Origin of the sequence: Streptomyces sp. P6-2-1 (assembly GCF_050613165.1) — a bacterium.
GTDB lineage: Bacteria > Actinomycetota > Actinomycetes > Streptomycetales > Streptomycetaceae > Streptomyces.
Map to the genome: position 1 here is coordinate 6390603 of NZ_CP192513.1, position 19860 is coordinate 6410462.

Sequence of the window (19860 nt, forward strand, 5' to 3'; positions counted from 1 at the left end):
CCCCACGCTTTTGGGAACCCGGCACGGATCGCGCATGATGATCACGCGTCCCGGCCGTCCTCGGACCGTGAACGGGTGGTGAACCCCCGGTACACGGCATCCGATAACCTCAGCCGACGCCCGCCCCTCACGCTCCCCCCGGCGTGGTCCGCGGCGCTTGTCACCCCCTTCGCTGCCCGGCCCGGCGCCGGGCCGGCCCCCAAGGAGTGAGTTCCTCTGTCGACCGCCATCCTCACCGGTCCGCCGGTGCCCGGCTCCCCCCTGGAGGGTGAGCTGCGGGCGCTCGGCTTCGGGGTGCGGGTCGTCACCGAGCCGTCGCAGACCCCGAGCGTGCTCGCGCGTGTCCCCGCAGGGGAACGCGTCGCGCTCGTCGACTCCCGGTTCGTGGGCCACACGCACTCCCTGCGTCTCGGACTCACCGACCCCCGATTCCCCGCCGCCGCCGTGCCCGGCGCCGTCACCGCGCGGCCCGAGGCCCGCCCCGCGCTCGCCCGCGCGCTCGACACCGCCGTACGCGGCGCCTCCCCGGCGGCCCAGGGAGCCCCGCTCGCGCCCGCGCACCCCCTGCGCCAGCCGATGCCCGCCGAGGGCGGAGGGCCGGGCACCGAGGTCCTGCCCGACGCGGACACCGGCGGCCCGCTGCCCGACAGGCTCGCCGGGCTCCTCGACGCGGACGGCACCGCCGTGCACCGCCCCGACCTCGGCTCGCTCGTCGCCGCCGTCCCCGCGAGCCCGCAGGAGCGCAACGAGGCGCGGCAGTCCGTCGAGGCCGTCGACGAGGAGGCGATCAGGCTCCGCTCGGCCGTCAAGGCCCGCGACGGCTTCTTCACCACGCACTTCATCAGCCCGTACTCGCGCTACATCGCGCGCTGGTGCGCGCGCCGCGGCCTCACCCCGAACCAGGTCACGACCGCCTCACTGCTCACCGCGCTCATCGCGGCGGCCTGCGCGGCCACAGGGACGCGCTCCGGGTACATCGCGGCAGGCGCGCTGCTCCTCGCCTCGTTCGTCCTCGACTGCACCGACGGCCAGCTCGCCCGCTACTCGCTCCAGTACTCGACGCTCGGCGCCTGGCTCGACGCGACCTTCGACCGCGCCAAGGAGTACGCGTACTACGCGGGCCTCGCCCTCGGTGCCGCGCGCGGCGGGGACGACGTGTGGGCGCTCGCGCTCGGCGCGATGGTCCTCCAGACCTGCCGCCACGTCATCGACTTCTCCTTCAACGAGGCCAACCACGACGCCGCCGCGAACACGAGCCCGACAGCGGCGCTCTCCGGCAAGCTCGACTCGGTCGGCTGGACCGTGTGGCTGCGCCGCATGATCGTGCTGCCCATCGGCGAGCGCTGGGCGATGATCGCCGTGCTCACCGCGTGCACCACGCCCCGGATCACGTTCGTCGTCCTGCTCATCGGCTGCGGCCTCGCCGCCTGCTACACGACCGCGGGGCGCCTCCTGCGCTCGGTGACCCGCAAGGCCGTCCGCACCGACCGCGCCGCCCAGGCGCTCGCCGACCTCGCCGACTCGGGGCCGCTCGCCCGGCTCGTCGCCCGCGTGCTGCGCCCGCTCGGCCGTGCCCTGCCCGGGATCGTCGTGCCCGTGTCCGCGCTGCTCGGCGCCGCCGCCGTCACCGCGAGCGCGGCCTTCACCTCGTACGGCTCCGCCTGGCCGGTGCTCGGCGCCGGGGTCTACGTCCTCCTCTCGGCCCTCGCCGTCTCGCGCCCCCTCAAGGGCGCGCTCGACTGGCTCGTACCGCCCTTCCTGCGGGCCGCCGAGTACGGCACGATCCTGCTGCTCGCGGCGCGCAGCGATACGCACGGCGCGCTTCCCGCGGCCTTCGGGCTGGTGGCGGCGGTCGCCTACCATCACTACGACACGGTGTACCGCATCCGCGGTGGCACCGGCGCTCCGCCCCGCTGGCTCACCCAGGCCATCGCCGGACACGAGGGCAGGACCCTGCTGGTCGCCCTCCTCGCCGCGGTACTCGGCGGGAGCGGTTTCGCCACCGCGCTCACGGTCCTGGCCGTGCTCGTGGCCCTCGTGGTGCTCTTCGAGAGCATCCGCTTCTGGGTGTCCGCAGGGGCACCCGCCGTACACGACGAAGGAGAACCCGCATGATCGGCCTCGTGCTCGCGGCCGGCGCCGGAAGGCGTCTGCGCCCGTACACCGACACCCTGCCCAAGGCGCTGGTGCCGGTCGGGCCCGAAGGCCAGGAGGAGAGTCTCACGGTCCTCGACCTGACCCTCGGCAACTTCGCCGAGATCGGCCTCACCGAGGTCGCGGTCATCGTCGGCTACCGCAAGGAGGCCGTCTACGCCCGCAGGGAGGCCCTGGAGGCCAAGTACGGGCTGAAGATCACGCTGATCGACAACGACAAGGCCGAGGAGTGGAACAACGCCTACTCCCTGTGGTGCGGCCGCGACGCGATCAAGCACTCGGTGATCCTCGCCAACGGTGACACCGTGCACCCCGTCTCCGTCGAGAAGACGCTGCTCGCCGCGCGCGGCGAGGGCAAGAAGATCATCCTCGCGCTCGACACGGTGAAGAAGCTCGCCGACGAGGAGATGAAGGTCGTCGTGGAGCCCGGCAAGGGCGTCCGCAGGATCACCAAGCTCATGGACCCGGCCGAGGCGACCGGCGAGTACATCGGCGTGACGCTCATCGAGGGCGACGCGGCCGAGCAGCTCGCCGACGCGCTCAGGACCACGTACGAGCGCGACCCGCAGCTCTACTACGAGGACGGCTACCAGGAGCTGGTCAACCGCGGCTTCACCATCGATGTCGCCCCCATCGGCGAGGTCAGCTGGGTCGAGATCGACAACCACGAGGACCTGGCCAAGGGGCGGGAGATCGCGTGCCGGTACTGACGCGGCTCATTCCCTCGCCGCTCGCCGTCGACATCCGCCCCGGCGCCCTGGACGATCTCGCGACCGTCCTGTGCGACCAGCGGATCTCGGCGTCGGGCAAGCTCGCCATCGCGATCAGCGGCGGTTCCGGGGCCAGGCTGCGCGAGCGGCTGGCCCCGGCCCTGCCGGGCGCGAGCTGGTACGAGGTGGGCGGCGGCACACTCGACGACGCGATCCGGCTCGCCGACGCCATGAAGTCGGGGCACTACGACGCGGTCGTGGGCCTCGGCGGCGGCAAGATCATCGACTGCGCCAAGTACGCGGCCGCGCGCATCGGGCTGCCGCTCGTCGCCGTCGCCACGAACCTCTCGCACGACGGGCTCTGCTCCCCGGTCGCGACCCTCGACAACGACGCGGGCCGCGGCTCCTACGGGGTGCCCAACCCGATCGCCGTCGTCATCGACCTCGATGTCATCCGCGAGGCCCCGGCCCGCTACGTGCGCTCCGGTATCGGCGACGTGATCTCCAACATCTCCGCGGTCGCCGACTGGGAGCTGTCCCACCGCGTCACGGGCGAGTCGATCGACGGGCTCGCCGCCGCGATGGCCCGTCAGGCGGGCGAGGCGATCCTGCGCCACCCGGGCGACGTGAGCCAGGACGACTTCCTCCAGACGCTCGCCGAGGGCCTCGTCATGACCGGCATCTCGATGTCGGTCGCCGGGGACTCGCGCCCCGCCTCCGGCGCCTGCCACGAGATCAACCACGCCTTCGACCTGCTCTTCCCCAGGCGCGCGGCGAGCCACGGCGAGCAGTGCGGCATGGGCGCGGTCTTCGCGATGCACCTGCGCGGCGCGGGCGAGCAGGCCGGGTACATGGCCGAGGTGCTGCGCCGCCACCACCAGCCCGTACTGCCCGGCGACATCGGCTTCTCCGCGGACGAATTCGTCCAGGCCGTCGAGTTCGCCCCGCAGACCCGACCGGGCCGCTACACGATCCTCGAACACCTCAACCTGTCGACAGACCAGATCAAGGACGCGTACGCCGACTATGCCAAGGCCATCGGTAGCTGAACTCCGCCCCGTCGTCCACCCCGCCGGGGTCAAGGACCGACGCAGCGGCGAGCACTGGGCCGGCCGGATCTACATGCGCGAGATCTCCCTGCGCATAGACCGGTACCTGGTGAACACCAAGGTCACGCCCAACCAGCTGACCTACCTGATGACGTTCTTCGGTGTCCTCGCCTGCCCGGCGCTGTTGTGGCCGGGCATCCCGGGGGCCGTGCTCGGGGCCGTCATGGCCCAGCTCTACCTGCTCCTCGACTGCGTGGACGGCGAGGTCGCCCGCTGGAAGAAGCAGTTCTCGCTCAGCGGGGTCTGGCTCGACCGGGTCGGCGCCTACCTCACCGACGCCGCCGTGCTCGTCGGTTTCGGGCTGCGCGGTGCCGACGTCTTCGGCAGCGGCCGCATCGACTGGCTGTGGGCCTTCCTCGGCACGCTCGCCGCGCTCGGCGCGATCCTCATCAAGTCCGAGACCGACCTCGTCGGTGTCGCCCGGCACCAGGGCGGGCTGCCCGTCGTCAAGGAGGCGGCCGCCGAGCCGCGTTCCACGAAGGTGGCCTTCGCCCGCAAGGCGGCGGCGGCCCTCCAGTTCCACCGGCTGATCCTCGGCATCGAGGCCTCGCTGCTCATCATCGTGCTCGCGGTGATCGACCAGATCCGCGGCGACCTCTTCTTCACCCGCCTCGGGATCGCCGTGCTCGCCGCCATCGCGCTCGTGCAGACGCTGCTGCACCTCGTGTCGATCCTCGCATCGAGCCGGCTGAAGTGAAGCGGTTCGTGACGGGCGAACACGTGCGACGAGCGATATGAGCGCCGCGTCCCGGACGCAGGGAGATCCTGGACCCAGGGGCGCGAGAAGGAAGAGGAAGCAGGCATGAGTCAGTCCGCGCCGACGGTGGGCGCCGTCATCATCACTATGGGCAACCGGCCCGAGGAGCTGCGACTGCTCCTCGACTCGGTCGCCAAGCAGGAGGGCGAGCCCGTCCAGGTCGTCGTCGTCGGCAACGGCTCCCCGGTCCCCGAGGTGCCCGAGGGCGTCCGCACCGTGGAGCTGCCGGAGAACCTCGGCATCCCCGGGGGCCGCAACGTCGGGATCGAGGCGTTCGGCCCGGCCGGGCGCGAGGTCGACATCCTCCTCTTCCTCGACGACGACGGGCTCCTGGAACGGACCGACACCGCGGAGCTGTGCCGCGAGGCGTTCGCCGGGAACGAGAAGCTCGGCATCATCAGCTTCCGCATCGCCGATCCCGAGACCGGCGTCACGCAGCGCCGCCACGTACCGCGGCTGCGGGCCTCCGACCCGCTGCGCTCCTCCGAGGTCACGACGTTCCTCGGCGGCGCCAACGCGGTCCGCACCCGTGTCTTCGCCGAGGCCGGACTGCTGCCGGGGGACTTCTTCTACGCGCACGAGGAGACCGACCTCGCCTGGCGCGCCCTCGACGCCGGCTGGTCGATCGACTACCGGGCGGACATGGTGCTCCTGCACCCCACGACGGCCCCCTCGCGGCACGCGGTCTACCACCGCATGGTGGCCCGCAACCGGGTCTGGCTCGCGCGCCGCAACCTCCCGCTGCCCCTCGTCCCCGTCTACCTCGGCGTGTGGCTCCTGCTCACGCTCGCGCGGCGGCCGAACGGCGCGGCGCTACGGGCCTGGTTCGGCGGTTTCCGCGAGGGCTGGGCGAAGAGCTGCGGCCCGCGCCGCCCGATGCGCTGGCGCACGGTGTGGCGGCTCACCCGGCTGGGCCGTCCGCCGATCATCTGACACGCTGTCCCGCACACGACGTACCCCGGCGGTACCGGTGCCCCGGGCGCGCTCGCGCCCGGGGCACCGGCGGACCGCGGTCCCCGCAGATTTCCGCAGATCTCCGCAGACGAAGGTTCCCCCGTGAGTGACACAACGCAGGAGAAGGGCGCCCCGGTGAGCCCACCCACGCTCCCGCCCTCGCCCGACGAAGGGCTCAGCCGCCCCGAGCTGGCGGCGAAGTACGGGCTGACGGTGAGCGGCGCCCGGCCCGGGCTGCGCGCGTACATCCGTGAGCTGTGGGGCCGTCGCCACTTCATCCTGGCCTTCTCGCGGGCGAAGCTCACCGCCCAGTACAGCCAGGCGAAGCTCGGCCAGCTGTGGCAGGTCGCGACACCGCTGCTCAACGCGCTCGTCTACTTCTTCATCTTCGGGCTGCTGCTCGGGGCGCGGAAGGGCATCGACAAGGACATCTACATCCCCTTCCTCGTCACCGGCGTCTTCATCTTCTCCTTCACGCAGTCCTCGGTGATGGCGGGGGTACGGGCCGTCTCCGGGAACCTGGGCCTGGTCCGCGCCCTGCACTTCCCGCGTGCCTCGCTGCCCATCTCCTTCTCGCTCCAGCAGCTCCAGCAGCTCCTGTACTCGATGATCGTGCTGGTCGTGATCCTCTTCGCGACCGGCTGCTGGCCGAACATGCGGTGGCCGCTCGTCATCCCCGCGCTCGTGTTCCAGTTCGTCTTCAACACCGGGCTCGCGCTGATCTTCGCGCGCGCCGGGGCGAAGACCCCCGACCTCGCGCAGCTCATGCCGTTCGTGATGCGCACCTGGATGTACGCGTCGGGCGTCATGTTCAGCCTGCCCGCGATGCTCGCGGACAAGGACGTGCCGGGCTGGGTCAGCGACGTGCTCCAGTGGAATCCCACGGCCATCTACATGGACCTCATGCGGTACTCGCTCATCGACGGCTACGGCAGCGGCTACCTGCCGCCGCACGTGTGGGCCTTCGCGCTGGGCTGGGCGGTCGTCGTCGGGGCCCTCGGGTTCGTGTACTTCTGGAAGGCGGAAGAGAGGTACGGCCGTGGCTGAGGGACGCAACGCGGGCCGTGAGCACATGCCCACGGTGATCGCCGACGAACTGCACATCGTCTACCGGGTGCACGGGGCCAAGGGCGGCAAGGGCAGCGCCACGGCGGCGCTCAACCGCATCATCAAGCGCGGCGACTCGCCCGGAGTGCGCAAGGTGCACGCCGTGCGCGGGGTCTCCTTCACCGCGTACCGGGGCCAGGCCATCGGGCTCATCGGCTCCAACGGCTCGGGCAAGTCGACGCTGCTGCGGGCCATCGCCGGGCTGCTGCCCGCCGAGAGCGGCAAGGTCTACACGGACGGGCAGCCCTCGCTGCTCGGCGTCAACGCCGCCCTCATGAACGACCTCACCGGCGAGCGCAACGTGATCCTCGGCGGGCTCGCGATGGGCATGAGCCGCGACGAGGTCAAGGCCCGCTACCAGGAGATCGTGGACTTCTCGGGGATCAACGAGAAGGGCGACTTCATCTCGCTGCCGATGCGCACCTACTCCTCGGGCATGGCGGCCAGGCTCCGCTTCTCGATCGCGGCGGCCAAGGACCACGACGTCCTCATGATCGACGAGGCCCTCGCCACCGGTGACCGCTCCTTCCAGAAGCGCTCCGAGGCGCGGATCAGGGAGCTGCGCAAGGAGGCGGGCACCGTCTTCCTCGTGAGCCACAACAACAAGTCGATCCGCGACACGTGCGACCGCGTGCTGTGGCTGGAGCACGGGGAGCTGCGGATGGACGGGCCCACGGCCGAGGTGATGAAGGAGTACGAGAAGTTCACCAGTAAATAGCTGAAATGCCGTAAGGGCGCTTTTCATCCCTTCTTCGTGGCATCCGGAGCAAAAGCGGAACCCCTGCCGGACAAATCCGGCAGGGGTTCCGTCGTGTCCCGGCGGGGTGCGCGGATTATTCCCCGGGCACGGCCGAGCGGGTCAAAGATCAGTCAACTAAGTCGCGGGTCGGGAAGGTTGACGGCAATCGGTGTGTTCTTGTGACGTGCTGAACACCCCGCCGCGAGCGGTTGAGTTGTACAACGTAAGCTGTGCCGGTGCCGAATCGCGACGAGTGGTGCGATACCGCACAGGGGGACATGCTGCACCGAAACGCCTGGGCGGCGGCCGGGCGGCGTGTCCGAAATAGTGACTTTTGTGTGCGCAGTGTAGAACGGGAGATGTGACGGCATTGGCTACGGACGACCTCCGCCTCCACGCTGTACCCGCCGTCCCCGCGACGGGCGGCCGCCGATGAGCGCCCCCCGGGTCGCGGCGTCCGGCACCGGTGCGGCGCACGCCACCGCGACGGAGAACGCCACGCTCGGCAAGGCCGGAGCGGAGAACTTCCCGGTGGCGCCCTTCTTCGTGCCCAAGTCCTGGCGCGCCGACCTCATGGCCGTCTACGGCTTCGCGCGCCTCGTCGACGACATCGGCGACGGCGATCTCGCCCCCGGCGGTGCCGACGCCCGTTACCTCGACGTCCCCGAGGACCAGGCCGACGACAGGCTCGTCCTCCTCGACGCGCTGGAGACGGACCTCGCCCGCGTCTTCCGCTCCACCGGGACGCCGCACCACCCGCTCCTGCGCGCCCTGCGGCCCACCGTGCGCCGCTGCGGCCTGATCCCCGATCCCTTCGAGGCGCTCATCGGCGCCAACCGGCAGGACCAGAAGGTCAGCCGCTACGCCACCTGGGACGAACTGGCCGCCTACTGCGAGCTGTCGGCGAACCCGGTCGGGCGCCTCGTCCTCGGCCTCACGGGCACCGAGAGCGACGAGCGGCTGCGCCGCTCCGACGCCGTCTGCACCGGGCTCCAGCTCGTCGAGCACCTCCAGGACGTCGCCGAGGACCTGCGTCGCGACCGCGTCTACCTGCCCGCCGAGGACATGACGCGCTTTCACGTCACCGAGACGGACCTCGCCGCCCCCCGGGCGAGCGCGCAGGTCCGCGCCCTCATCGCCTTCGAGGCCGACCGCGCCCGCGCCCTGCTCGACGAGGGACTGCCCCTCGTCGCGAGCGTGCGCGGCCGCCTGCGGCTCCTGCTCGCCGGCTTCGTCGCAGGGGGCCGGGCGGCCCTCGCGGCGATCGCCGACGCGGGCAACGACGTACTCGCCACCACGCCGAAGCCCACCAAGGCCCGGCTGCTGCGCGAGATGGGAGCAGTACTGCGAGGAGAGGGGTGAGTCCGACGATGAAGGAGCAGGGCGTACTGCCCGCCGCGGTGAACGCCGCCTACGGCTACTGCGAGAGCGTCACAGGGGCCGAGGCGAAGAACTTCGCCTACGGCATCCGCCTGCTGCCCGGCGACAAGCGCCGCGCCATGTCGGCCGTCTACGCCTTCTCACGCCGCGTGGACGACATCGGCGACGGCACCCTGGCGCCGGAGGAGAAGACGCGACGGCTGAACGAGTGCCGCGAACTCCTGGAGCGCGTACGGGCCAAGGACGTGGCCGAGGACGACACCGACCCGGTCGCCGTCGCGCTCGCCGACACCGCGGGGCGCTTCCCCGTGCCGCTCGGCGCCCTCGACGAGCTGATCGACGGCGTCCTGATGGACGTACAGGGCCGCACCTACCGCACCTGGGACGAACTCGCGGACTACTGCCGCTGCGTCGCCGGGGCGATCGGCCGGCTCTCGCTCGGCATCTTCGGCGTACGGGTGGGCGCGCGCGACCGCGTGCGCGCCCCCGAGTACGCCAACACGCTCGGCCTCGCGCTCCAGCTGACCAACATCCTGCGCGACGTGCGCGAGGACGCGGGCAACGGCCGCACCTACCTGCCGGCGGAGGACCTCGACAAATTCGGTTGCTCCGCGGGCTTCGGCTCGGCGACGCTGCCCGAGGGCGCGGACTTCCCGGGCCTGGTCCACTTCGAGGTGCGGCGCGCCCGCGCGCTCTTCGACGAGGGCTACCGGCTGCTTCCCATGCTCGACCGGCGCGGCGGCGCCTGCGTCTCGGCGATGGCCGGGATCTACCACCGCCTCCTCGACCGCATCGAGCAGGACCCGGACGCCGTGCTGCGCGGCCGCGTCTCGCTGCCGGCCCGTGAGAAGGCGTACGTCGCCGTGCGCGGTCTCGCCGGGGTCGACGCCAAGGCAGCGGCGCGGCAGAGAGCCGGGGGACAACCATGACACGCAGGGCAGCGCGGCAGGGCCGCGCGAAAGCGCCCGTACCCGGTCACGACCGGGCAACCTCCGGGCTGAGGTCCGCGTCCCTCACTGCGCACGCCACCACCCCGGGGGCGGGCAGGGAGGACGCATGACCGAACAGGCCGATTCAGCCACCACCCCCACCGGCGGCGTGGGGCACGCCGTCGTCATCGGCGGCGGACTCGCCGGAGTGACCGCCGCGCTCGGACTCGCCGACGCCGGTGTCCGTGTCAGCCTCCTGGAGGGCAGGCCCCGCCTCGGCGGACTCGCCTTCTCCTTCCGGCGCGGCGACCTCACCGTCGACAACGGCCAGCACGTCTACCTGCGCTGCTGCACCGCCTACCAGCAGTTCCTGCACCGCATCGACGCCGCTCACCTCGCCCCCGTGCAGGACCGGCTCGACGTACCCGTCCTCGACGCCGACACCTGGCGCCTGGGACGACTGCGGCGCACCCAGGCACCCGTGCCCCTGCACCTCGCGGGCGGCCTCGCCACGTACCCCCACCTGAGCCTGAAGGAGCGGGCGTCCGTGGCGCGGGCAGCGCTCGCGCTGCGCCGCCTCGACCCCGCCGACCCCGCGCTCGACCGGCGCGACTTCGGCAGCTGGCTGCGCGAGCACGGGCAGAGCCCCCGTACCATCGCGGCCCTGTGGGACCTCGTCGGGGTCGCGACGCTCAACGCCCGCGCCGACGACTCGTCACTCGCGCTCGCCGCCAAGGTCTTCAGGACCGGGCTGCTCACCGAGCCGGGCGCCGCCGACATCGGCTGGGCCCGCGTCCCGCTCGGCGAACTCCACGACACCCTCGCCCGCCGCGCCCTCGACAAGGCCGGCGTCACCACCCGGCTGCGCGCCAGGGTGAGCGCCGTCGAGGCCGCCGAGGGGGGCGGCTGGCGGGTACGCACCGAGGACGCCGTGCTCGACGCGGACACCGTCGTGCTCGCCACGGCCCAGCACGAGGCCCACCAGCTGCTGCCCGAAGGGGCGCTCGACCACCCCGAGCACCTCACCGCGCTCGGCACCTCACCCATCCTCAACGTCCACGTCATCTACGACCGCAAGGTGCTGCGCCGGCCCTTCTTCGCCGCGCTCGGCAGCCCGGTGCAGTGGGTCTTCGACCGCACCGCGCCCTCCGGGCTCACCGGGCCGGGCCAGTACCTCGCGCTCTCGCAGTCGGCCGTCGGCGAGGAGATCGACGCGCCCGTCAGCACCCTGCGCGAGCGCTACCTGCCCGAGCTGGAGCGACTCCTGCCCGCCACGCGCGGCGCGGGAATCCGCGACTTCTTCGTCACCAGGGAACGCACGGCGACCTTCGACCCGGCCCCCGGAGGCAAGCGCCTGCGCCCCGGCAACACCACCCGCGCCCCCGGGATCTACCTCGCCGGGGCGTGGACCGACACCGGCTGGCCCGCCACGATGGAGGGCGCCGTGCGCAGCGGCAGCGACGCGGCACGCGCGGCGCTCGCCGCTCTCGGCCGCACCGGCGCGCACCTCTTCCACTTCCAGGAGGCGGCATGAGCACCCAGGCCCCGGCCGACCGGACGCCGCTCAACACCCCCAAGACCAGCACCGCGAACAGAGGAGAGAAGAACGTGCCGACTGTGCCCTCGGCCGAAGCCGCCGCCGACGCCCCGGACGTGACCGCGCTCGTCGAGCGCAGCCGTGCCCTCGTCACGCCGGTGCTGCGGTCCGCCGTGGACCGGCTCGCGCCGCCCATGAACACGGTGTCCGCCTACCACTTCGGCTGGACCGACGCCGAGGGCAGGCCCACGTCGGGCGACGGCGGCAAGGCCGTGCGCCCCGCCCTCGCGCTCATCTCCGCCGAGGTCACAGGGGCGAGCGCCGAGACCGGCGTGCCGGGCGCCGTCGCCGTGGAACTCGTGCACAACTTCTCCCTGCTGCACGACGACCTCATGGACGGCGACGAACAGCGCCGCCACCGCGACACCGTCTGGAAGGTCCACGGCCCCGCGCAGGCCATCCTCGTCGGTGACGCGCTCTTCGCCCTCGCCAACGAGGTCCTCCTCGAACTCGGCACCCCCGAGGCCGGACGCGCCACCCGCCGCCTCACCCGTGCCACGCGCGCCCTGATCGACGGTCAGGCCCAGGACATCTCCTACGAGCACCGCGACCGCGTCACGGTCGAGGAGTGCCTGGAGATGGAGGGCAACAAGACCGGTGCCCTGCTCGCCTGCGCCGCCTCCATCGGCGCCGTGCTCGGCGGCGCCGACGAGGACACCGCCGACACCCTGGAGCGCTACGGCTACCACCTCGGGCTCGCCTTCCAGGCCGTGGACGACCTCCTCGGCATCTGGGGCGACCCCGAGGCCACCGGCAAGCAGACCTGGAGCGACCTGCGCCAGCGCAAGAAGTCGCTGCCCGTCGTCGCCGCGCTCGCCGCGGGCGGCCCGGCCTCCGACAAGCTCGCCGAACTGCTCGCCGCCGACGCGGCGGCCACCGGACCCGACTCCTTCTCGGAGGAGGAGTTCGCCGCCCGCGCCGCCCTCATCGAGCAGGCCGGGGGCCGCGAGTGGACCTCGCAGGAGGCACGCCGGCAGTTCGACATCGCCATCGGGGCCCTCGACAGCGTCCCGATGCCTCCCCACGTGCGGGCGTCCTTCGTGGCGCTCGCGGACTTCGTCGTCGTACGAAAGAGATGATCACCATCAGACGGACATGCCAGCGATGACGCGCAGTCGCCGACCGGTGCGGCCCGCCCGACGTCCCCGCCCCCTGCCGGCGGACGCCGGGCGGGCCGCGGCTCCGGCCGACGGCGGACCCACAGCAGATGATCGAGACTGCACGAAGGGGAAGCCATGACAGCGACGACCGATGGAAGCACCGGGGCGGCGACGCCCCCGGCTACCACGGCCAGTGCTCCTTTGCACCTCAGCCCCGAGGCGAGTGAAGCCCACGAGGCCACCGCCCGCGCCACCCGGCGAGCCGTGGACTTCCTCCTCGCCCGGCAGAGTGACGAGGGCTGGTGGAAGGGCGATCTCGCCACCAACGTCACTATGGACGCCGAGGACCTCCTGCTGCGGCAGTTCCTCGGCATCAGGGACGAGGCCACGACCCAGGCCGCCGCGCTCTTCATCCGTGGGGAGCAGCAGGAGGACGGCACCTGGAACACCTTTTACGGCGGTCCGGGCGACCTGTCGGCCACCATCGAGGGGTACGTCGCGCTGCGCCTCGCCGGGGACAGCCCCGACGCGCCGCACATGCGCAAGGCGTCCGCCTTCGTCCGCGCCCAGGGCGGGGTCGCCCGCGCCCGGGTCTTCACGCGGATCTGGCTCGCCCTCTTCGGCTGGTGGAAGTGGGAGGACCTGCCGGAGATGCCTCCGGAGCTGATGTTCTTCCCCAAGTGGGCCCCGCTCAACATCTACGACTTCGGCTGCTGGGCCCGCCAGACGATCGTGCCCCTCACCGTCGTGTGCGCCCAGCGCCCGGTACGGCCCGCGCCCTTCGCGCTCGAAGAGCTGCACACCGACCCTGCCGACCCCAACCCGGCGCAGCCCGCGCCGCCCGTGGCCAGCTGGGACAACGTCTTCCACAAGCTCGACAAGATGCTCCACGGCTACCGCAAGGTCGCCCCGCGCCGCGTGCGCGAGGCCGCGATGCGCGCCGCCGCCACCTGGATCGTCGAGCGCCAGGAGAACGACGGCTGCTGGGGCGGCATCCAGCCCCCCGCGGTCTACTCGATCATCGCCCTGCACCTGCTCGGCTACGACCTCGACCACCCCGTGCTGCGCGCCGGACTCGAATCGCTCGACCGCTTCGCGGTCTGGCGCGAGGACGGCGCCCGCATGATCGAGGCCTGCCAGTCCCCGGTCTGGGACACCTGCCTGGCCACCGTCGCGCTCGCCGACGCGGGCGTCGCCGCCGACCATCCGCAGATGATCAAGGCCGCCGACTGGATGCTCGCCGAGCAGATCGTGCGCCCGGGCGACTGGGTCGTGCGCCGGCCCGACCTGCCGCCGGGCGGCTGGGCCTTCGAGTTCCACAACGACAACTACCCGGACATCGACGACACCGCCGAGGTGGTCCTCGCGCTGCGCCGCGTCGCCCACCCCGACGCGACGCGGGTCGACAAGGCCGTGCGCCGCGCCGTCGACTGGAACGCCGGGATGCAGTCGAAGAACGGGGCCTGGGGCGCCTTCGACGCCGACAACACCAGCCCCTTCCCCAACCGGCTGCCGTTCAGCGACTTCGGCGAGGTCATCGACCCGCCGTCCGCCGACGTCACCGCGCACGTCGTCGAGATGCTCGCCGAGGAGGGCCTCGCCCACCACCCGCGCACCCGGCGCGGCGTCCAGTGGCTGCTGGAGAACCAGGAGAGCAACGGTTCCTGGTTCGGCCGCTGGGGCGTCAACTACGTGTACGGGACCGGGGCCGTCGTCCCCGCGCTCGTCGCGGCCGGCATTCCCGCCTCGCACCCGGCGATCCGCCGCTCCGTCGCCTGGCTCGGCCAGGTGCAGAACGAGGACGGCGGCTGGGGCGAGGACCTGCGCTCGTACCAGGACACCGCCTGGCACGGCCGCGGGCACTCCACCGCCTCGCAGACCGCCTGGGCGCTGCTCGCGCTGCTCGCGGCCGGTGAGCGGGACTCGGAAGAGGTGCGCCGCGGAATCGCGTACCTTGTCGAGACCCAGACCGAGGACGGCACCTGGGACGAACCCTGGTTCACCGGGACCGGCTTCCCCTGGGACTTCACCATCAACTACCACTTGTACCGGCAGGTGTTTCCCGTGACGGCGCTCGGCCGTTACCTCAACGGCACTGGCCCTGGGGAGAACTGATGGCACAGGCCCCCGGAACCGGGACCGATCCCGGATCAGCACCGCTGCTCGTCGCCTGCGCGCTCGGCATCGAGCACTTCGCGCTGCGCAGCGGCGGGGGCCGCACCCTGCGGCAGGCCGGCGGCGCGGTGTCCGTGCTGCGCACGGGCATGGGGCCCAGGGCCGCGGAGCGCGCCGTCGAGCGCGCGCTCCGGGCCGCACCCCCCACGACCGCCGTCCTCGCCACCGGGTTCTGCGCCGGGCTCGTCCCCGGAATGCACCCCGGCGACCTCGTGGTCGCCGAACGCACCGAGGACGCGGCCGGCTCCACCTCGTGTACGGCGAGCGAAGTGCTCGCCGCCGCGCTCGCCCGTACCATCCCGGGGCGCACCGTGCACACAGGTGTGCTCGCCGGATCGGACCACGTGGTGCGCGGCCCCGAGCGGGCGACGCTGCGCGAGACGGGTGCCGTCGCTGTGGACATGGAGTCCGCCGCGACGTTGCGCACGGCCCGCGCGGTGTCCGCCACCACCACCCGGCCGGTGGCCGCCGTCCGGGTGGTGGTGGACGCACCGGAACACGAACTCGTCCGTATCGGCACGGTGAGCGGGGGAATATCTGCCTTCCGTGTACTCCGTGCCGTCCTCCCTGCTTTCTCTGAATGGCACCGTACTTTTCTGCTCCCCAGGAGGTGAGCCAGATGGCCATGCCGCTTCGCCAGACCATCAGGATCGGGACGTATCTGATGGAACAGAAGCTCCGCAAGCGGGAGAAGTTCCCGCTCATCGTCGAGCTTGAACCGCTCTTCGCGTGCAACCTGAAGTGCGAGGGCTGCGGCAAGATCCAGCACCCTGCGGGAGTCCTCAAGCAGCGCATGCCGGTGGCCCAGGCCGTCGGCGCTGTCCTGGAGTCCGGCGCCCCGATGGTCTCCATCGCGGGTGGCGAACCCCTCATGCACCCGCAGATCGACGAGATCGTGCGCCAGTTGGTGGCCAAGCGGAAGTACGTCTTCCTCTGCACCAACGCGATGCTGCTGCGCAAGAAGATCGAGAAGTTCACCCCCTCGCCGTACTTCGCCTTCGCCGTGCACATCGACGGCCTCAAGGAGCGGCACGACGAGTCGGTCGCCAAGGAAGGCGTCTTCGACGAGGCCGTCGCGGCGATCAAGGAGGCCAAGCGCCGCGGCTTCCGCGTCACGACCAACTCGACCTTCTTCAACACCGACACCCCGCAGACCGTCATCGAGGTGCTCGACTTCCTCAACGACGAACTCCAGGTCGACGAGATGATGATCTCGCCCGCCTACGCCTACGAGAAGGCTCCCGACCAGGAGCACTTCCTCGGCGTGACGCAGACCCGCGAGCTGTTCAAGAAGGCGTTCGCCGGCGGCAACCGGCAGCGCTGGCGCCTCAACCACTCGCCGCTCTTCCTCGACTTCCTGGAAGGCAAGCAGGACTTCGACTGCACCGCCTGGGCGATCCCGAACTACTCCCTCTTCGGCTGGCAGCGCCCCTGCTACCTCATGAGCGACGGCTACGTGCCCACGTACCGGCAGCTCATCGAGGAGACCGACTGGGACAAGTACGGGCGCGGCAAGGACGAGCGCTGCGACAACTGCATGGCGCACTGCGGCTACGAGCCGACCGCCGTCATGGCCACGATGGGCTCCCTCCAGGCCTCGCTGCGCGCCGCCCGCGAAACGATCGCGGGCAACCGCTCCTGACCGTGACGGGCCGCGCCCGTTCCGAGAGGCCACCACGCGGCCCCGGCCTCGCACTGCGAGGCCGGGGCCCCGTGCCTGGCGCTCCGGTGCGCCGCGCGGCCCCGCGCACGTATCCCGCCGACCCGACCGGGCCGGACGTCCGAAGAGAGAGGGCCCGAACGTGACACTGCTCGAAAGCATCCGGGGGCCGCGCGACCTCAAGGCCCTTGGCAGCGACCGGCTGCCCGAACTGGCCGCGGAGATCCGGGAGTTCCTGATCCAGGCGGTCGCCAGGACCGGCGGCCACCTCGGCCCCAACCTCGGGGTCGTCGAGCTGACCATCGCCCTGCACAGGGTCTTCGACTCACCGCACGACCGCGTCCTGTGGGACACCGGGCACCAGGCGTACGTGCACAAACTCCTCACCGGGCGGCAGGACTTCTCCAAGCTGCGCTCCAAGGGCGGCCTCTCCGGCTACCCCTCGCGCGCCGAGTCCGCGCACGACGTCATCGAGAACAGCCACGCCTCGACCGTGCTCGGCTGGGCCGACGGGCTCGCCAAGGCGCGCGACCTGCGCGGCGAGGACACCCACGTCGTCGCCGTCACCGGGGACGGGGCGCTCACGGGCGGCATGGCCTGGGAGGCGCTCAACAACATCGCCGCGGCCAAGGACCGCCCCCTCGTCCTCGTCGTCAACGACAACGAGCGCTCCTACGCGCCCACGATCGGCGGCCTCGCGCACCACCTCGCGGCGCTGCGCACCACCGACGGCTACGAGAGGGTCCTGGCCTGGGGCAAGGAGGTGCTCGACCGCACCCCGGTCGTCGGCAAGCCGCTCTACGAGTCGCTGCACGGCGCGAAGAAGGGCTTCAAGGACGCCTTCGCCCCGCAGGGCCTCTTCGAGGACCTCGGCCTGAAGTACCTCGGCCCCATCGACGGCCATGACATCGCGGCCCTGGAATCGGCGTTCGCCAGCGCCAAGCGCTTCGGCGGGCCCGTCATCGTGCACGTCATCACCGAGAAGGGCCGCGGCTACGAGCCCGCCCTCGCCAATGAGGCGGACCGTTTCCACACGGTGGGCGCGATCGACCCGCTCACCGCCGAGGCGCTCACGCCCTCCGCGGGGCCCTCCTGGACGGCGGTCTTCGGCGAGGAGCTGGTACGGATCGCCGAGGAGCGGCACGACGTCGTCGCGCTCACCGCGGCGATGCTCGACCCCGTGGGCCTCACGCCCTTCGCCGAGCGCTTCCCCGAGCGGATCTGGGACGTCGGCATCGCCGAGCAGCACGCCACCGTATCGGCCGCCGGACTCGCGACCGGGGGACTGCACCCCGTCGTCGCCGTCTACGCGACCTTCCTCAACCGGGCCTTCGACCAGCTCCTCATGGACGTCGCGCTGCACAAGTGCGGAGTCACCTTCGTCCTGGACCGGGCCGGGGTCACCGGCACCGACGGCGCCTCGCACAACGGCATGTGGGACATGTCGGTGCTCCAGGTGGTGCCCGGGCTGCGCATCGCGGCCCCGCGCGACGCGAGCGAACTGCGCGCCCAGCTGCGCGAGGCGGTCGCCGTCGACGACGCCCCGACCCTCGTGCGCTTCCCCAAGGAGACGGTGGGCGCCGACCTCCCGGCACTGCGCCGCGAGGGCGGACTCGACGTGCTCGCCGAGGACGCGGGGGACGAGGAGGAGGCCGACGTCCTCTTCGTCTCGGTCGGTGTCATGGCGCCCGTGTGCCTCGCCGCGGCCGCGCTCCTGCGCGAGCGCGGCATCCGCTCGACCGTCGTGGACCCGCGCTGGGTCAAGCCCGTCGACGCCGCCGTCGCCCCGCTCGCCGCGCGGCACCGGGTGGTCGCCGTCGTCGAGGACAACAGCCGTACCTCCGGGGTCGGCGCCGCGGTCTCCGTGGCCCTCGCCGACGCCGAAGTCGACGTCCCGGTACGCCACTTCGGTATCCCCGAGCAGTTCCTGCCGCACGCCAAGCGCGGCGAGCTGCTCGCCGACCTCGGCCTCACCCCGGTGGAGATCGCCGGACGCATCGGGGCCCACCTGGCCCGTAAGGAGAAGACGCAAGGATGACCACCGGCACGACGGACGCAGCGGCTCCCGAGGGCGAGGGCGCGCGGGGCAAGGGCTTCGACCTCAACGGCCTGCTCGCCGCGCGCGGCCGCGAGCGCTACGAGCTGCACACCAAGCACCTCAACCACCAGCTGCCGCGCATGCTGCACACGATCGGCTTCGACAAGTACTACGAGCGCGGCGAGGGCGCCCACTTCTGGGACGACCAGGGGCAGGACTACCTCGACATGCTCGCGGGTTTCGGGGTCATGGGGCTCGGCCGCCACCACCCCGTCGTCCGCCAGGCGCTGCACGACGTGCTCGACGCCCAGCTCGCCGACCTCACCCGCTTCGACTGCCAGCCACTGCCCGGGCTGCTCGCCGAGAAGCTGCTGAGTCACAGCCCGCACCTGGACCGGGTCTTCTTCGGCAACAGCGGGACCGAGGCCGTCGAGACGGCGCTCAAGTTCGCTCGCTTCGCGACCGGCCGCAAGCGCGTCCTCTTCTACGACCACGCCTTCCACGGCCTCACCACGGGTTCGCTCTCGGTCAACGGCGAGAAGGGCTTCCGCGAGGGCTTCGCGCCGCTGCTCCCGGACACGGCGCTCCCCGTCGGGGACCTCTCGGCGCTGGAGCGCGAGCTGCGCAAGGGCGACGTGGCCGGGCTCATCATCGAGCCGATCCAGGGCAAGGGCGTGACCGAGACCCCGCCCGGCTACCTCAAGGCCGCGCAGGACCTGCTGCGCAAGCACAAGGCGCTGCTCATCGCCGACGAGGTGCAGACCGGTCTCGGGCGCACCGGGGACTTCTACGCCTACCAGCACGAGGAGGGCGTCGAACCCGACCTCGTGTGCGTCGCGAAGTCGCTCTCGGGCGGCTACGTGCCGGTGAGCGCGACGCTCGGCAAGGAGTGGATCTTCAAGAAGGTCTACTCCTCGATGGACCGTGTCCTCGTCCACTCCGCGAGCTTCGGCGCCAACGCGCAGGCGATGGCCGCGGGTCTCGCCGTGCTGCACGTCATGGAGGACGAGAACATCGTCGCGAACGCGCGCCGCACGGGGGACTACCTCAAGCAGCGCCTGACCGACCTGATCCCGAAGTACGAGATGCTCGCCGACGTCCGCGGACGCGGCCTCATGATCGGCATCGAGTTCGGCCGCCCCGACTCGCTCAAGCTGCGCAGCCGCTGGGCGATGCTCCAGGCCGCGCGCAAGGGCCTGTTCGCGCAGATGGTCGTGGTGCCGCTGCTCCAGAAGCACCGCATTCTCACGCAGGTCTCCGGGGACCACCTCGAAGTCATCAAGCTCATCCCGCCGCTCGTGATCGACGAGAAGGACGCGGACCGCTTCGTGGACGCCTTCACCGCGGTCATGGACGACGCGCACAACGGCGGGCTCATGGGCGATTTCGCGAAGAACATCGTGAAGCAGGCGGTGGCCCACCGCTGAGCACGGCGCCGCCGAGCGCTTTTG

General features: G+C 71.9%; 16 protein-coding genes. All 16 read left to right on the forward strand.

Annotation, left to right across the window (positions count from 1 at the left end):
• Positions 1 to 216: 216 nt before the first annotated feature.
• The 16 genes from ACQYWQ_RS26960 to ACQYWQ_RS27035 all read left to right on the forward strand — a co-directional run bounded on the left by ACQYWQ_RS26960 (position 217) and on the right by ACQYWQ_RS27035 (position 19836).
• Positions 217 to 2115 (forward strand): DUF5941 domain-containing protein, encoded by a 1899-nt coding sequence (locus ACQYWQ_RS26960; RefSeq protein WP_431039366.1) that lies wholly within the window; start codon positions 217 to 219, stop codon positions 2113 to 2115.
• Positions 2112 to 2864, forward strand: a complete 753-nt coding sequence (locus ACQYWQ_RS26965; protein WP_010266797.1) for a sugar phosphate nucleotidyltransferase — start codon at positions 2112 to 2114, stop codon at positions 2862 to 2864. The genes ACQYWQ_RS26960 and ACQYWQ_RS26965 overlap by 4 nt, the downstream gene beginning before the upstream one ends.
• Positions 2852 to 3913, forward strand: a complete 1062-nt coding sequence (locus tag ACQYWQ_RS26970) for an iron-containing alcohol dehydrogenase family protein (protein ID WP_431038206.1) — start codon at positions 2852 to 2854, stop codon at positions 3911 to 3913. The genes ACQYWQ_RS26965 and ACQYWQ_RS26970 overlap by 13 nt, the downstream gene beginning before the upstream one ends.
• Complete coding sequence (locus ACQYWQ_RS26975; RefSeq protein ID WP_431038208.1) at positions 3891 to 4670, forward strand: CDP-alcohol phosphatidyltransferase family protein; 780 nt, start codon at positions 3891 to 3893, stop codon at positions 4668 to 4670. Before ACQYWQ_RS26970 ends, ACQYWQ_RS26975 begins: the two co-directional genes overlap by 23 nt.
• A 105-nt stretch (positions 4671 to 4775) precedes the next feature.
• The gene (locus ACQYWQ_RS26980) at positions 4776 to 5663 is read left to right on the forward strand and encodes a glycosyltransferase family 2 protein (RefSeq protein WP_431038210.1); all 888 of its coding nucleotides are present in this window, start codon (positions 4776 to 4778) and stop codon (positions 5661 to 5663) included.
• A gap of 156 nt (positions 5664 to 5819) precedes the next feature.
• Positions 5820 to 6731 (forward strand): ABC transporter permease, encoded by a 912-nt coding sequence (locus tag ACQYWQ_RS26985; RefSeq protein WP_431039367.1) that lies wholly within the window; start codon positions 5820 to 5822, stop codon positions 6729 to 6731.
• Positions 6732 to 6756: 25 nt separating this feature from the next.
• Positions 6757 to 7509 (forward strand): ABC transporter ATP-binding protein, encoded by a 753-nt coding sequence (locus ACQYWQ_RS26990; RefSeq protein WP_431039368.1) that lies wholly within the window; start codon positions 6757 to 6759, stop codon positions 7507 to 7509.
• Between the two features lie 453 nt (positions 7510 to 7962).
• Positions 7963 to 8892 carry a squalene synthase HpnC gene (hpnC, locus tag ACQYWQ_RS26995; RefSeq protein ID WP_431038212.1) on the forward strand — a complete coding sequence of 310 codons (930 nt, stop codon included), beginning with the start codon at positions 7963 to 7965 and terminating at the stop codon, positions 8890 to 8892.
• An 8-nt stretch (positions 8893 to 8900) separates the two neighbouring features.
• The gene (hpnD, locus tag ACQYWQ_RS27000) at positions 8901 to 9839 is read left to right on the forward strand and encodes a presqualene diphosphate synthase HpnD (protein WP_431039369.1); all 939 of its coding nucleotides are present in this window, start codon (positions 8901 to 8903) and stop codon (positions 9837 to 9839) included.
• A gap of 127 nt (positions 9840 to 9966) precedes the next feature.
• Positions 9967 to 11373 carry a hydroxysqualene dehydroxylase HpnE gene (hpnE, locus tag ACQYWQ_RS27005; RefSeq protein WP_431038213.1) on the forward strand — a complete coding sequence of 469 codons (1407 nt, stop codon included), beginning with the start codon at positions 9967 to 9969 and terminating at the stop codon, positions 11371 to 11373.
• A complete protein-coding gene (locus ACQYWQ_RS27010; protein WP_431038214.1) occupies positions 11370 to 12515 on the forward strand; it encodes a polyprenyl synthetase family protein in 1146 nt (381 codons plus the stop codon). Before hpnE ends, ACQYWQ_RS27010 begins: the two co-directional genes overlap by 4 nt.
• Before the next feature lie 156 nt (positions 12516 to 12671).
• Positions 12672 to 14651 carry a squalene--hopene cyclase gene (gene shc, locus ACQYWQ_RS27015; protein WP_431038215.1) on the forward strand — a complete coding sequence of 660 codons (1980 nt, stop codon included), beginning with the start codon at positions 12672 to 12674 and terminating at the stop codon, positions 14649 to 14651.
• Complete coding sequence (locus tag ACQYWQ_RS27020; RefSeq protein WP_431038217.1) at positions 14651 to 15325, forward strand: 1-hydroxy-2-methyl-2-butenyl 4-diphosphate reductase; 675 nt, start codon at positions 14651 to 14653, stop codon at positions 15323 to 15325. Before shc ends, ACQYWQ_RS27020 begins: the two co-directional genes overlap by 1 nt.
• Before the next feature lie 5 nt (positions 15326 to 15330).
• Positions 15331 to 16353 (forward strand): adenosyl-hopene transferase HpnH, encoded by a 1023-nt coding sequence (hpnH, locus tag ACQYWQ_RS27025; protein ID WP_007819823.1) that lies wholly within the window; start codon positions 15331 to 15333, stop codon positions 16351 to 16353.
• A gap of 160 nt (positions 16354 to 16513) precedes the next feature.
• A complete protein-coding gene (dxs, locus tag ACQYWQ_RS27030) occupies positions 16514 to 18409 on the forward strand; it encodes a 1-deoxy-D-xylulose-5-phosphate synthase (RefSeq protein WP_431038219.1) in 1896 nt (631 codons plus the stop codon).
• The gene (locus ACQYWQ_RS27035; RefSeq protein ID WP_431038220.1) at positions 18406 to 19836 is read left to right on the forward strand and encodes an aspartate aminotransferase family protein; all 1431 of its coding nucleotides are present in this window, start codon (positions 18406 to 18408) and stop codon (positions 19834 to 19836) included. Before dxs ends, ACQYWQ_RS27035 begins: the two co-directional genes overlap by 4 nt.
• The last annotated feature ends 24 nt before the right edge of the window (positions 19837 to 19860 follow it).

Bases quoted from the DNA above. Each gene is read 5' to 3' on its own strand.
- ACQYWQ_RS26965 (WP_010266797.1), top strand. From the start codon at position 2,112: ATGATCGGCCTCGTGCTCGCGGCCGGCGCCGGAAGGCGTCTGCGCCCG.
- ACQYWQ_RS26975 (WP_431038208.1), top strand. From the start codon at position 3,891: ATGCCAAGGCCATCGGTAGCTGAACTCCGCCCCGTCGTCCACCCCGCC.
- ACQYWQ_RS26980 (WP_431038210.1), top strand. From the start codon at position 4,776: ATGAGTCAGTCCGCGCCGACGGTGGGCGCCGTCATCATCACTATGGGC.
- ACQYWQ_RS26990 (WP_431039368.1), top strand. From the start codon at position 6,757: ATGCCCACGGTGATCGCCGACGAACTGCACATCGTCTACCGGGTGCAC.
- hpnC (WP_431038212.1), top strand. From the start codon at position 7,963: ATGAGCGCCCCCCGGGTCGCGGCGTCCGGCACCGGTGCGGCGCACGCC.
- hpnD (WP_431039369.1), top strand. From the start codon at position 8,901: ATGAAGGAGCAGGGCGTACTGCCCGCCGCGGTGAACGCCGCCTACGGC.
- hpnE (WP_431038213.1), top strand. From the start codon at position 9,967: ATGACCGAACAGGCCGATTCAGCCACCACCCCCACCGGCGGCGTGGGG.
- ACQYWQ_RS27010 (WP_431038214.1), top strand. From the start codon at position 11,370: ATGAGCACCCAGGCCCCGGCCGACCGGACGCCGCTCAACACCCCCAAG.
- shc (WP_431038215.1), top strand. From the start codon at position 12,672: ATGACAGCGACGACCGATGGAAGCACCGGGGCGGCGACGCCCCCGGCT.
- ACQYWQ_RS27020 (WP_431038217.1), top strand. From the start codon at position 14,651: ATGGCACAGGCCCCCGGAACCGGGACCGATCCCGGATCAGCACCGCTG.
- hpnH (WP_007819823.1), top strand. From the start codon at position 15,331: ATGGCCATGCCGCTTCGCCAGACCATCAGGATCGGGACGTATCTGATG.
- ACQYWQ_RS27035 (WP_431038220.1), top strand. From the start codon at position 18,406: ATGACCACCGGCACGACGGACGCAGCGGCTCCCGAGGGCGAGGGCGCG.